Here is a 14348-nt window from a genome sequence, read left to right on the forward strand (position 1 = left end):
TAATTACCCCCGATGAAAATCAAAAAGAGAGCGAAATGCTATAATCCTTAAGCCATGTATTTAAACCAATGGCAAGCTCAATGCCCATACGATCATACATGGGAGACAGATCGCCGATTGGCTTCTCTAATGTCTGTTGAATACGTTTATGATCTAATAGGGGTAGAACCGGCGAATTTGAGTCCTCTAAAATTGTGGTTAATGACTGACGTAAAGCTCTTTCATAAGCAGGATCCTGGGTTGAGGGATATGGACTCTTAACACGATTTGAAATACTTTCCGGCAGGATGTCTTTAGTCGCAGCCCTTAGAATACTTTTTTCACGTCCATCAAACGCCTTCATTTCCCAGGGAATATTAAAAGCATACTCAACTAGCCGGTGATCGCAAAAAGGTACACGTACTTCGAGACCAACAGCCATACTCATTCTGTCTTTGCGATCCAGTAGGGTTTGAACAAATCGGGTCAAATTGACATAGCTCATTTGCCTCATCCGATAGTTGGTTTCATTTTCTCCTGGCAGCACTGGAGTTTCTGTCAGAGCCTGTCTATAGCTATCTTGCAAAAAAACATCCATTTCAAGCTTATTCAATAAGCTCTGTGAAAAAAGCGTCTTCCCGTCAAAATATTTTCCAGTGACGGAGGTCAACCATGGGAAGGTTTTAGCCGCTATAGCCTCAGGATCATGGAACCATCGATACCCACCAAATACTTCATCTGCCGATTCGCCAGAAAGCGCGACAGTTGAATGCTGCCTTATACTTTGAAACAGTTGATAAAGAGAAGGCCACATATCGCCCCAAAACGCGGGTGGTAAATCCAAAGCATGTACTATCCTTGAACGCAATTCTGGATCAGCCATAGAACTACTATCGATTATAATTTCTCCATGCTTTGAATTAATTTGCTCAACCAAATCTCGCACAAAAGGAGCATCTGGAGTGCCACGGACTCCATCCCCGGCGAATTCTGTACTATGTTTGGCAAAATCAACTGAGAACGAACGAATATTTTCCTTTCCACCAGCAAGGAGTTTTTTCGAAGCCAGAGCGGTAATTATGGATGAGTCAAGCCCACCTGATAAAAGACTACATAATGGCACATCAGCAACGATGTGTCGGTCGACGATGTCTTCAAGCAGGTCACGAGTATGCTTTATTGTCTGCTCAAGGGAATCCCGATGTTCACGTGCTTCAAGTTTCCAGTATCGCCTTTTAGAAAGCCCACTATGAGAAACTTTTATACACTCCCCAGGTAAAACTTCGCGCATTCCTGAAAATATCGCCTGACCTGGCGTTTTTACCATCTCTAATATTTCCCTCATACCATCAGCATCCACTTTACGAGGGACAAGAGAGTTAGCTAAAAGAGCCTTTGGCTCCGAGCCAAAAATTATGCCGTCTTCTGTTTGAAAATAATAAAGAGGCTTTACACCCATCCTGTCGCGAACAAGGAAAAGTTCCTGTTTTAGGCGATCCCATATAGCGAAGGCGTACATACCATTTAACTTTTCAGGAAAGTCGTTACCCCACTGAAGGTAAGAGTGTAAGACTACTTCCGTGTCACTTCGCGTTTCAAAACGGTGGCCTAAGCTTTGAAGTTCTGCTCTTAATTCTTGAAAATTATATACTTCACCAGTATATGTGATAACAGCCGCAGCACGATATCCACTATAATTGGCCATCATCGGCTGGCGTCCTCCTTCAAGATCTATAACAGATAGCCGACGATGCCCTAATCCAACAGGTCCGTCTATCCATAGACCCTCTGCATCTGGACCCCGTAGAGTCATTGTATCTGTCATTCTTTGCAGCGTTTCCCGCTGAGATTCCAAATTTTGGCTATAGGAAAGCCATCCAGTCATTCCACACATAATTTCACTCCAGTAAGAAAATTTTTATCCAAGACTTTCTAAGTCAGCATCATGTGGTAACAGAACTCGTGTTTGTCCTCGTATATAGCGTGCTGGTGATGTTGCCAAAACTTTCTGACTAATTTCATCTAGCAATTCTTGCAAACCGAATGTTGTGTTAAGATCTGCAAATGGCTGAAGAGGTTGAATGTTATTTGAAACGTATAAAACTACGTCTTTGCAGAATTGAGACAATTTTTCTACAGTCTCCAAGCCGGGTATACGTGGTTCAGTTTTTAAATCCAGCACAGTGATATTTTTACCAGTCGAATCCCGTGTCCAGATTTTGAGGTGGTCGCTATCCCATTCAGGAGTGTCGTAAACGATTCGTGAATGATATAAATTTCCCTTAGAGTCAATAAAAGTAAAGTCTACGTTCCGTTGTCGTTCTATATTGACAAAGCTGCTATAGCCAGCAACTGGCGCATTACCCAATTTCGCAGTGAGTAAGACAGTATCAAGTATATCTCCTCCTGAAATTGAGAAATCAGATTTTATACCCAATGCTGTTTCTAATTTTAAAGGGGAGTCTTTTGGGTATATGTGATTTATAAGGTCCAGTGCATGAATTATTTCACTGGTTACACCACAAGTAGGTCGATAATCATTAATACGATCTTTCCCCCAATGGAATGATGCTCTAACTAGCACCCATTCTCTATTTTTTACTTCATCACGCAGTTTCTGAGTGGTTTCTGAATAACGTTCAACGAGATTAAGTGCAAATCCTTTGATATTTTTAAGCGGTTTTGTTAAATCGCACCACTTTTCATCGGGTATAGCTAAAGGTTTTTCGCAAATAATGAACCCATTAAAGCCCTCTAATTCTCTGAGGGTTTTAACATGACTATGATCATTTACACTCACAACGATTATATCTGGGCTGATAATTTTCATTGCTTCAGATACTTTTTCAAAATATGGCAATTCTACATCTCTCTTATGCCTACTGACATATGAGAAGTGCATATGGGTACCAAGTTCTTTGCCTAAGTAACTGAAAGAGCGAAGAAAACGTTGGCCAGCATAACCGAGGCCAATAATTAGTATTTTCATAATCTGTTTCCTTCATAGATGAAGATATTTTCAGGGCTAACGGTGAACCCTAGCTTTTCATAAAGGCCTTCGGCTTCATAAGTTGATTCAAGTACGACTTTAGAAACTGTTTTTTCTTCAAACCAACTTAATAGGTTCTTCATAATACATAAGGCGACGCCTTGTCTTCTCCATTGAGGAAGAACAACTACAGATTGCACCCAACCGCACATTCCATTAATACAATCTGGAGCAGGAGGGCGGTTGTCAATGATACCTGTGGCACAACCAGCAAGCATACCCTCACACTCAGCGACGAATATTTTTATGTTTCCATTACTTCCATGTTGTTCATTTATCCATTTAATATAAGATTTTTTCCAAATATTACTTTCATGAATGTTGCGACTTGTGTAGCTTGTGTTATGCTTCCCATCAAGCAACATCGAACGCAGATCTACAAGGTTATTAGTATCTTTATCTTGCGCCGCACGAACTTTAATTTTAGCTTGAATTATGTTCATCATTATGCTGCCTGTCCTGAGGATTTTTTCTGTTTAAGAGGAATGTCAAAATACTGGAACACTTCTGATAATGATTCAGCAAGATCCTTAATCTGCTCTTCGCTATGATTAGGTGTGGCATTAACTCTAAAACGCTCAGTTCCAACAGAAACAGATGGATAGTTTATAGGCTGTAAATAAATACCATGTACTTTCAATAAACGCTCGGCTGCTGATTTACATTTGACCGCATCGCCTACCAGTACAGGTAATATATGAGTCGTAGAACAAGACATAACCGGTATATTCATCCGTTCAAGTTCTGAACGTAGAAGCTTGGTGCGTTCCTGGAGTAATTCTCGCTCTTTAGGATGTTTTTTTAGATAATTAATGCTAGCTAAGCAACCAGCAGCTATTGCAGGTGGTAGTGAAGTAGTAAAAATAAATCCTGTCGCAAACGATCTTATAGAATCTATCATCCATTTTCGGCCGGTAATATACCCTCCAATTACGCCTATTGCTTTGGCCATTGTGCCCTGTATGATATCGATTTTATCTGCCACACCGACCTCAGCAGCAATACCCTCACCATTGGGCCCATACATGCCTATAGCATGTACTTCATCTAGGTAAGTTAAAGCATTGTATTTTTTAGCTGCTGCGACAATAGATTCAATAGGCGCGACGTCGCCATCCATTGAGTAAACCGACTCAAAAATTACTACTTTTGGGCGTGTTAATGGATACTGAGCAAGAATTTGTGTTAGATGGTCAACATCATTATGTCTAAATATCTGCCGTTCTGTTTGAGTTGAACGTATACCGTTAATTATTGAGGCGTGATTCTGTTCATCACTTATCACAACGCACTCAGGTATTTGTCGCAACAGGCATTGTAACGTTGCGTCATTAGAGCTAAAGCCAGTAGGAAAAACTAAAGCTGCTTCTTTACTATGCCATTCGGCGAGACTGCTTTCCAGTTTTCCAAATAATCCGTGTGTACCGCCAATATTCCGCGATCCACCTGACCCTGCACCATAGGAATCGATAGCCTCATGCATGGCTTGACGAACAACAGGATGTTGTGACATTCCGAGATAATCATTACTGCACCATACTACGACAGGTCTGGTTTCGTCTCCTTCAAGACGAGCCAGGGGGTAGCTACCACATATACGATTTAAAGTAACAAAAGTACGATACTGACCTGATGATTTAAGGTCGTTCAGCTTTTCATTCAATAAATTCTGGTACATTTTTCACCCCTGTAATTTTACAAACACCATGGATGCAAAGTCGCCACGCTCTTAACAATTAGGAGCCTAAGCGTCTTTATGGCGCATTGTGTCCTGGATTTTTTACGGTTACAATCTAACTGTTTATACTATTACTAGGAGTGATGCGATGAAAACAGTTCGCAACATGCAGCGGACTCGAAAAGAGCTATCTGAGTTTTTACGAAGCCGTAGGGAACGTTTGGAGCCTGCCGATGTGGGTTTGACATCTACGGGAAGGAGACGCACACCGGGCTTACGAAGAGAGGAAGTTGCTGCGCTTGCGGGGGTAGGGCTGACTTGGTACACATGGCTGGAACAAGGCAGAGACATTAGCGTTTCTGCAGCATTTCTTGACAATCTTTCACGTGTTTTGAAACTCGATGCAACTGAACGCCGCCATCTCTATCTTTTGACACAGCAGCGACCCCCAGTTGAGCCAGGTAAAACTTGGTGCATTGTTCCACCACTTATCCATCGACTAATGGGAAATTTAAAGACAAGTCCAGCCTACGTAATAAATTTACGTTGGGATGTAATAGCATGGAATAAAGCTGCTGATCGGGTCTTTCACTTTTCACAATATGCGCCTGAGCGCAGGAATCTTCTCTGGATGATCTTTGCTGATCAGGCTACCCGCATGTTGTTTGAACCATGGGAAGAACAAGCCCATCAGCTGATTTCACATTTTCGAAGGGACTTTGTAAGAGCAACCCAAGCTCCTGATATTTGTGAACTAATCAGGGATCTTGAAAATATTGATCCGGACTTCAAGATGTGGTGGCACGAGCAGGATATTCATGGTCCATACTATGGTAAACGTCAGTTGAATGTCGAAGAAATAGGAGTTGTTTCTTTTGAGCATACGATGCTTACGATTGACCAAGATAGACATTTAAGGCTGGTATATTACGCTATCACCGAGGGCAGCGACGCTGGCTTGAAGTTTGAGGAATGGATATGCTCAGACCCTAATTAAAATGTTAGAAATAATTTTTCTTAGCAAAGTTAATTTTGTAATAAAGAAATCCTTCTCGTAGTAGTTATTTTTTTAAAGTAATTTTTTTTGAGGTGATGGCAAGGAACAACTTCCTGCAGTCATTATTTAATTCTATAGAATCGAACATAAAATAATAGGCCCAACAGGGCCTATTATAAATCCAAAAAAAATTTATCGATCGAGGATTTGATTGCTTGCTATATCTTATCGATTAACAGCCTGTTATTATCTAATTTTGTTGAACATAAAGATAGGGTGCGACATAGCTTTCACGATTCATTTCTAGATAATCGGACCACCACTGCATCATCGCCTTGCGGGCTTCCAGATGTTCTGCCTTGTGAATATAAGCCATGCGCACGGTATTGCGCTCCTGATGACTCATCTGGCGTTCTACTGCGTCCTTTGCCCATAAACCCGATTCCATTAACGCACTGCATGCCATCGCCCGAAAGCCGTGGCCACAGATATCCTTTTTCGTGTCGTAGCCCATCACCCGCAGTGCCTTATTGACCGTGTTTTCACACATTGGCTTATACGGGTTATGGTCGCCGGGGAAGACCAGTTCATTATTACCGGTGATATCCTTAATCTGTTTCAGAATGGCGATGGACTGTTCTGAGAGGGGGACGATATGCGGCATTCGCATTTTGGCCCCGCGCCCGGAATAACGCATGCCAATAATGGGTTCTCGCGTCGCGGGTATCGTCCATACTCTGTTTGTGAAATCAATCTCTGACCAGCGGGCGAAACGCAGTTCACTGGAGCGAATGAACACATGCAGCATTAGCAGGACGGCCAATCGCGTCAGCTCACGGCCCTGATGATATGCCTCAATACGATCAAGCAGTTCAGGCAGCCGCTCCAGTGGCAGGGCAGGATAGTGCCGTCTGACAGGAGGTGTGGTCACGCCGCCAAGGTTTGCTGCCGGGTTGGTGTCGATTAAACCCTGATGGACCGCATGGCGCATGATGTTATTGAGGTGCTGCCGCGTGCGGGACGCAACTTCCAGCAGACCTTTTTCCTCGATCCCTTTCAGCAGGTCAATGAAATGACGAGGTTTAAGTTCTGATACAGGCAGGTTCCCGATTACTGGAAAGATGTGATTGTTCAGGCTGGCAAGCAGACGGTCAGCGGTGTTCTGCGACCATCTCCTGTTACTTTTATGCCACGCCAGCGCCACGTTTTTAAACACTTTCTCCGCTGTTAGTGAGCCACGTTCAGCAGCCCGATGCTGTACCGGATTGATATTCAGCGCCAGCATTTTACGGACTCCTTCACGCTGCTGTCGAGCATCAGACAGGGAGATGGCAGGATAGGCACCCAACGCAATTCGGGATTCTTTACCGTTAATACGATACTTGAGATACCAGTGACGGGAGCCACCCGGCTTGACCAGCAGATACAGACCGTGGGAATCGGAGACTTTAAAGGGTTTATCAGAAGGCTTGAGACTGCGGATTTTCGCGTCGGTAAGGGACATATGGGGGTCACTCCATTATCGAACTAACCTGACCCCAGATTTGACCACCAATTTTCCCCGATGCGGAGGGTAAAATCAAAATACATCGGGAAGAGTTTTCACGCTAACCTGTTGAATCAAAATAAAATAAGAATTCGCAAGGATGCATAAAAGCAAGAAATTGGCTCCTCTGACTGGACTCGAACCAGTGACATACGGATTAACAGTCCGCCGTTCTACCGACTGAACTACAGAGGAATCGTGTGAACGAGGCGCATATTAGCGACGACAATTGGGGTTGTCAAAGGGGGAAATGCGATTGTGCGTCTGTTTGCTGACAAAACCAGCAAAGCGGCGAACTTTCGATCTCCAGCCGGTTTTGCCCCATTCTGGTGCGAGCCTACCCCGGATGGGGCAGATCGGAAAACGTTGACTGAAATCGATATTACCGATAACAATCATAAATGCTTATTTTACGGGTGGTTAACGCGAATTTTTGATCTTATCCGAAACTGGCAAGCATCTTGCAATTCTCTCCTGACATCACTGCCAGCACAGGTTTTGGCATTCCGGACAGGAGGCAAAATGAACTTCAGACGATTGAAATATTTCGTGAAAATTGTCGATATTGGTAGCCTGACGCAGGCCGCTGAAGTATTGCACATCGCACAACCCGCGCTGAGTCAGCAGGTTGCCACACTGGAAGGTGAGCTCAATCAGCAACTGTTAATTCGCACCAAACGAGGTGTGACGCCCACTGAAGCAGGAAAAATTCTCTACACGCATGCGCGGACGATCCTTCGTCAGTGCGAACAGGCACAGTTAGCCGTCTATAACGTTGGACAGACCTTAACGGGGCAGGTGTCGATTGGTCTTGCGCCGGGGACGGCTGCGTCGTCGGTCACCATGCCGCTCTTGCAGGCGGTGCGGGCAGAATTGCCCGAAGTGCTGGTGTATCTGCATGAAAACAGCGGTGCCGTACTGAACGATAAACTGCTGAATGGTCAACTGGATATGGCGGTGCTCTATGAGCGTTCCCCGCTGGCAGGTATTACCAGTCAACCTCTGTTAAAAGAAGACCTCTTCCTTGTCGGCACCCGTGACTGCCCTGGGCAGAGCGTGGATCTTACCGCTGTCGCACAGATGAATCTTTTTCTCCCTCGCGACTACAGCGCAGTCCGTTTGCGGGTCGATGAAGCCTTCTCGCTGCGTCGTTTAACGGCGAAAGTCATTGGCGAAATTGAGTCGATAGCCACGCTGACCGCGGCGATTGCCAGCGGCATGGGCGTGACGGTGTTGCCGGAATCCGCCGCGCGTTCCCTGTGTGGCGCGGCGAATGGCTGGATGGCGCGAATTACCTCGCCGTCGATGAGTCTGTCGCTGTCGCTGAATATGTCGGCAAGGGGGAGTTTGTCGCCACAGGCACAGGCGGTGAAAGAGATCCTGATGTCGCTGGTCAGCAGCCCAGCGTTGGATAACCGCGAGTTGCAGTTGGTCAGCTAAGCGTTATTCCATGATGGAATAAGATACGGGTTTTTATTATTTGTTATGCCGGACATCAGACTCTAACAATAGCAGCATGTCTGATGTATCCGGAGCAACGAGTGAATTTCCAGCAGCTTAAAATTATCCGTGAGGCAGCACGTCAGGATTACAACCTGACGGAAGTCGCCAATATGCTCTTTACCTCGCAGTCAGGGGTAAGTCGGCATATTCGTGAGTTAGAAGATGAGCTTGGGATCGAGATATTTATCCGTCGGGGTAAACGTCTGCTTGGAATGACTGAACCAGGTAAGGCGCTGCTGGTCATTGCCGAGCGCATTCTCAATGAAGCCAGTAACGTACGGCGACTGGCGGATTTGTTCACCAATGACACCTCTGGCGTGTTAACCATCGCCACGACGCACACGCAGGCACGCTACAGCCTGCCGGGTGTCATTAAAGCCTTCCGCGAATTGTTCCCGGAAGTCCGTCTGGAATTAATCCAGGGGACGCCGCAGGAAATAGAGACGTTACTGCAAAATGGCGGGGCGGATATTGGTATCGCCAGTGAGCGCCTGAGCAACGATCCTCTGTTGGTCGCATTCCCCTGGTTCCGCTGGCATCATAGCCTGTTAGTGCCGCACAATCATCCGTTGAGCCAGGTTTCGCCGGTGACGCTGGAGTCGATAGCCCACTGGCCGTTGATCACCTATCGACAAGGGATCACAGGACGTTCCCGCATTGATGAAGCCTTTGCACGCAAGGGGTTGCTGCCTGATATTGTCCTCAGCGCGCAGGATTCTGATGTGATTAAAACCTATGTCGCGTTAGGACTGGGGATTGGTCTGGTGGCGGAGCAATCCAGCGGTGAACAGGAAGAGGGGACGCTGACGCGTCTGGATACCCGGCATCTGTTTGACGCTAACACCGTCTGGCTGGGACTGAAACGTGGGCAACTCCAACGCAACTATGTCTGGCGGTTTATCGAACTCTGTAATGCGGGACTGTCCGTGGAGGATATAAAGCGACAGGTGATGGAGCCTGATGACGTCGCAATTGATTATCAGATATAAGCAAAAAGCCCGCTAAAAAGCGGGCTTCTTTAAATTTGGCTCCTCTGACTGGGATCGCCTTTGCCATTAACTGGCTAATAAGTAAGCTAAACTTGAATTGCTAGTCTGTCAAGACCACCAGAATGACCACCATTTGATTGAATGTCGAATGAGGTCTAATCATCTTAAAAGTTAAGTCTTTGATTTATATATTGTAAATCTAGGAAAACGATGATGTTATTTTATAAGTATTTGATAAATAATAATTTTTTAATTTTAAGACGAAGCATAAGGTAAGTACTTCACTAAACGAGCATTTTATTGACAGAAACTATTTGAAATAATGCTGCCCACCAGAAACAACAGAAGTTCTCTGTGTAACACGAGATACCCACCAGATGAACAGCTATTGTTTTTAATTGCATGTTTTTTAAATGATTTTCTCGCCATGTAACATCCTCAGGTGCGATCATAAAGTTTGGTCTAAATGATTTTCTTGAGTAGAATAAGAGGAACTATTCTTGTCAACTTTATGTCATTGAATAACAAATCTAATAATAACAATTAGTTAGGTTGTGTATGTGACGAATGGATACTAAATTGATTGCAATAGATTTCTTTTGTGGATGTGGGGGAGCTAGCGAAGGGCTACGTCAGGCCGGTTTTGACGTTGTTCTTGGCATTGATGTAGATCAGCAGGCCTCAGAAACATACAAAGCTAACTTCCCTGATGCTGATTTCATCTTCGATGATATCAGAAATGTAACTGTTGAAAGGGTTGCGAACTCTATAGCATTCAAAAGTGCAGATGGTTTGCTTTTAAGTGCCTGCGCCCCTTGCCAACCTTTCTCACAGCAAAACAAATATAAAAACAAAGATGATGAAAGGATTTGCCTCCTAGACGAAACTCACCGCTTCGTTTCAAGACTTTTACCAGAATATATTTTATTAGAAAATGTTCCTGGTATACAGAAAATTGATGGTAGTAAAGAAAGTCCTTTCACAAGATTTATTTCTTTGCTTGATAAGCTAAACTACCACTATGTGTATTTTGTGGCAAATGCTGAAAAATATGGCGTGCCGCAAAGAAGAAAACGGTTTGTTCTTCTGGCTAGTTTGCTAGGACCAATATCAATACCAGAGCCAACTCATGATATAGAAAATTCACCTGTAAAAACAGTTAGAGAATTTATTGGTGAATATCCAAAACTTGCATCGGGAGAAGTCGATAAAAATGATGAACTACATCGTTCGGCGATCCTAACTGAGTTGAATTTAGAGAGAATAAAAAATACCCCAGAAGGAGGGGATCGCAGGGACTGGCCGACCAATTTAATCAACACTTGTCACAAAGATTATACTGGCCATACAGATACCTATGGCAGAATGTCATGGGATAAACCTGCTCCGACCTTGACAACAAAGTGCAATAGTTATTCGAATGGACGTTTTGGTCACCCAGATATAACACAAAATCGAGCTATAAGTATTAGAGAAGCTTCTCGACTACAAACATTTCCAAAAAAATATATATTTAAAGGTTCTTTTAATTCGATGGCGAAACAAATTGGAAATGCTGTCCCTTGTGAGTTAGCTCGACAATTTGGACTGCACTTCATTGAGCATAATGAGGCTTCAAAGAGAGATAATCATGGCAAATTTTAAGACAAGAGCTAGAACCTTAGACTTATTAGGCCGACAACAGATTGCGGGCATCCCTACGGCCATAAATGAGCTATTAAAAAATGCTCATGATGCTTATGCTGATCATGTTGATATAGATTATTTTCGTAGGAAAAGCCTTTTTATTATCAGAGATGATGGCGTAGGTATGTCAAGAACTGACTTTGAAAATAGATGGCTTACATTAGGTACTGAGTCGAAAGTTCAACATACAAACGCATCCCTTCCGCCAGTAGATGAATCTAAAAAATTTAGACATCAGATGGGGGAGAAAGGTATAGGTCGCCTTGCTATAGCCTCAATAGGTAAACAGGTATTAATAATAACTAAGGCTAAAAACACGAATGAGATAACGGCTGCATTTATTAATTGGCAAATATTTGAACTTCCTGGGTTAAATTTAGATGATATCGTTGTTCCGACCAAAACATTTCAACAAATTCCAGATGTCGACCAAGTAAACTCTATGAAGTCTGAGTTACTAGATTCAGTCGATATTTTATTCAGCAAAGATTCTTTAAGTGAAGAAAAATACTTAGAAATAAAAGAAACCATAACATCCTTTTCTATTTGCCCAAAAACGCTGAGTAAAAAATTAATTCGATTTAGCGCCTTTGATAGTAACGATTCAGGAGGTACGATCTTTATCATTTCTCCCGTTGATGAAATTCTGAATTCAGATATCGATGGTGATGGTAATGATAAAGAGGCTACAAAAATAGAAAAAATGTTGATGGGTTTTCATAATACAATGACGATATCTCATCCTGAACCTTTGTTAGATATCGTATTCAGAGATTATAGAAGTAATGATGATACTTATATTGATATTATTGACAAAGAGCACTTTTTCACTAGTGAGGATTTTGAACAAGCAGATCATCATTTTCATGGTTTTTTTGACGAATACGGGCAGTTTAAAGGTAACATAAGGATTTATCATGATAAAAACTTTGAACATATAGTCAATTGGACTGGAAATAACCTAAATCTAACCAGTTGTGGTCCTTTTGAAATAAACCTTGCTTATGTTCAGGGGGATAGAAGGCATTCAATAATGGCTAATGAAGATTATGCCCGAGTTACATCCAAATCTGATAAGTTCGGTGGTTTATATATTTATAAAGATAATATTAGAATTTTACCTTATGGTGATTCTGATTATGATTATCTTGAAATTGAAAAAAGACGATCTAAACATGCTGGTTCTGCTTTCTTTTCGTATAGGAGAATGTTTGGAGTTATAAGTCTTTCGCAAAACGAAAATTTTAGATTAAAAGAAAAGGCTGGGCGTGAAGGGTTTATTGAAGATCAGGCATACAAGCATCTGAGAGATATTCTTAAAAACTTCTTTATCCAACTGGCGGCTGATTTTTTCCGAGATGATGTAAAAGCGGGCCCAAAAGCAGAAATTTGGGCAACAAAAAGAAATGAATTACTTTCTTCTCACAAAGCATTAGAGAAACGAGAAAAGCAAGCTAAGCTAAAAAAAGCTAAATTTGAATCTGCTCTTGGCTATTTCTTTGAGCATCATTCAAATGGACTAATTGAACAAGATGTAAATAATATTCTGACAGAAAGTGAACATAAGTTTCACAGTGTATACTCAATTAAAGATCCTGACATAGCCAGTCAGAAAATAATTGATGTTGAATCCCAGACTAGAGAAGAGATTAATGCATATAAACGCTCTATTATTGTCCCAACCCCTAGGGGGTTTTTAATTAGAGGAGAGCTGAAAGAAGATTATAATACATATCTAACGACCTTGCAGGAGTTAGAGGGTACATGTTTTCAGCCAGCCATCGAAAAAATTGATCAATTAGTTGATAAAGCAATTAATGATTATCAAATAAAAATAAGCAAACGTAAGCGTTTAGAACAGGCGGTTGATTTTATTTCTGTTGAAGCAAGGAAAGTCAATGCTGAAAAAAGAAAAAGCACAGAACAAGTTGTTCTGGATATAAACAAAAGAGTTAAAGAGTTAACATCAGATTTAATGATTGATTTAGATAACCAAATCCGCATTGTAAAAGACAAATTTAAACACATATCTATAGAAAGTGAATCTGATATTGATTTAGTTGCTAAACGAAATGAATTAGCAGCAGAAATTACCAATGTCAGCGAAAGAAATACAAATATTTTAGATACTATCATCAGACAACTTGAGGGTGTTTATTGGGAGAAAGATGAAGATAATAATTATATAACCAGTGAACTAATAACCGAAGTGCTTGGTGAAGAAGTTGATGCTTTGAGAGAAAAAATTCATGCTGATGTTGAGTTGAGTCAGCTTGGTTTAGCTGTGAGTATCATTCATCATGAATTTAATAGTACTGTAAGATCGATAAGAACTAGTCTTAAAGATTTAAAGGCTTGGAGCGATGTCAATGAAGATCTTGAAGGTGTCTATAAGAATATTAAGATTAACTTCGAGCATTTAGATGGTTATCTCAATCTCTTTACCCCATTAAATAGAAGATTACAGAGGAAAAGAGAAGAAATTAAACTTCTTGAAATTAAATCATTCTTAATCGATTTGTTTAAAAATAGAATGGATAGGCATAATATTTCTTTCAAACATACAAAGGGATACTCAAAGGGTAAACTTTATGGTTTCCGCTCATCCTTTTATCCAGTTTTCGTAAACGTAATCGATAATGCAATTTATTGGCTAAATGAAAGTAATAGTAGCGACAAAACTATAAGATTACACGCCGATGATAACGGCAATGTCTATATATCTAATAATGGACCAATCGTTGATTATCGTGATAAAGACAGAATATTTAGCCTGGGTTTTTCAAGAAAATATAATGGTCGGGGAATGGGGTTGCATATCAGCAATGAAGTTCTGGAGTCGATAGGTTATAAATTGACGTTAGATGAACCAAGAGAGGGTTCAACTGTTACATTTAAAATTTCCATGGTGGAAAAATAAA

At 41.9% G+C, this 14348-nt stretch carries 10 protein-coding genes and 1 tRNA gene; 5 read left to right on the top strand and 6 right to left on the bottom strand.

The window, feature by feature from the left end; genetic code table 11:
* Positions 1-19: 19 nt before the first annotated feature.
* Genes asnB through hemA form a run of 4 tightly spaced genes read right to left on the bottom strand, consistent with a single transcriptional unit; the run spans position 20 to position 4706 of the window.
* A complete protein-coding gene (asnB, locus tag GBC03_14625) occupies positions 20-1873 on the bottom strand; it encodes an asparagine synthase (glutamine-hydrolyzing) (GenBank protein QFS71356.1) in 1854 nt (617 codons plus the stop codon).
* 24 nt (positions 1874-1897) lie between these two features.
* The gene (locus tag GBC03_14630) at positions 1898-2968 is read right to left on the bottom strand and encodes an oxidoreductase (protein QFS71357.1); all 1071 of its coding nucleotides are present in this window, start codon (positions 2966-2968) and stop codon (positions 1898-1900) included.
* A complete protein-coding gene (locus tag GBC03_14635) occupies positions 2965-3471 on the bottom strand; it encodes a GNAT family N-acetyltransferase (protein ID QFS74006.1) in 507 nt (168 codons plus the stop codon). The genes GBC03_14630 and GBC03_14635 overlap by 4 nt, the downstream gene beginning before the upstream one ends.
* 2 nt (positions 3472-3473) lie before the next feature.
* Complete coding sequence (hemA, locus tag GBC03_14640) at positions 3474-4706, bottom strand: 5-aminolevulinate synthase (GenBank protein QFS71358.1); 1233 nt, start codon at positions 4704-4706, stop codon at positions 3474-3476.
* 148 nt (positions 4707-4854) lie between these two features.
* On the opposite strand from hemA, the gene GBC03_14645 reads away from it, so the two are divergent.
* Positions 4855-5703, top strand: coding sequence for a helix-turn-helix domain-containing protein (locus GBC03_14645; protein ID QFS71359.1), 849 nt, complete (start codon positions 4855-4857; stop codon positions 5701-5703).
* A gap of 250 nt (positions 5704-5953) precedes the next feature.
* On the opposite strand, the gene GBC03_14650 is transcribed toward GBC03_14645, so the two are convergent.
* Positions 5954-7207 (bottom strand): tyrosine-type recombinase/integrase, encoded by a 1254-nt coding sequence (locus GBC03_14650; GenBank protein ID QFS71360.1) that lies wholly within the window; start codon positions 7205-7207, stop codon positions 5954-5956.
* A gap of 161 nt (positions 7208-7368) precedes the next feature.
* A tRNA-Asn gene (locus GBC03_14655) sits at positions 7369-7444 on the bottom strand.
* 327 nt (positions 7445-7771) lie between these two features.
* On the opposite strand from GBC03_14655, the gene nac reads away from it, so the two are divergent.
* From nac to GBC03_14675, 4 genes are all read left to right on the top strand, one after another.
* Complete coding sequence (nac, locus tag GBC03_14660) at positions 7772-8689, top strand: nitrogen assimilation transcriptional regulator (GenBank protein ID QFS71361.1); 918 nt, start codon at positions 7772-7774, stop codon at positions 8687-8689.
* A 101-nt stretch (positions 8690-8790) separates the two neighbouring features.
* Positions 8791-9741 carry an HTH-type transcriptional regulator Cbl gene (cbl, locus tag GBC03_14665; protein QFS71362.1) on the top strand — a complete coding sequence of 317 codons (951 nt, stop codon included), beginning with the start codon at positions 8791-8793 and terminating at the stop codon, positions 9739-9741.
* Between the two features lie 579 nt (positions 9742-10320).
* A complete protein-coding gene (gene dcm, locus GBC03_14670) occupies positions 10321-11385 on the top strand; it encodes a DNA (cytosine-5-)-methyltransferase (GenBank protein ID QFS74007.1) in 1065 nt (354 codons plus the stop codon).
* Complete coding sequence (locus GBC03_14675) at positions 11345-14347, top strand: ATP-binding protein (protein QFS74008.1); 3003 nt, start codon at positions 11345-11347, stop codon at positions 14345-14347. Before dcm ends, GBC03_14675 begins: the two co-directional genes overlap by 41 nt.
* Position 14348 lies beyond the last annotated feature (1 nt).

The sequence above is a fragment of the Citrobacter telavivensis genome (genome assembly GCA_009363175.1).
In the GTDB taxonomy this organism is placed as follows: domain Bacteria; phylum Pseudomonadota; class Gammaproteobacteria; order Enterobacterales; family Enterobacteriaceae; genus Citrobacter_A; species Citrobacter_A telavivensis.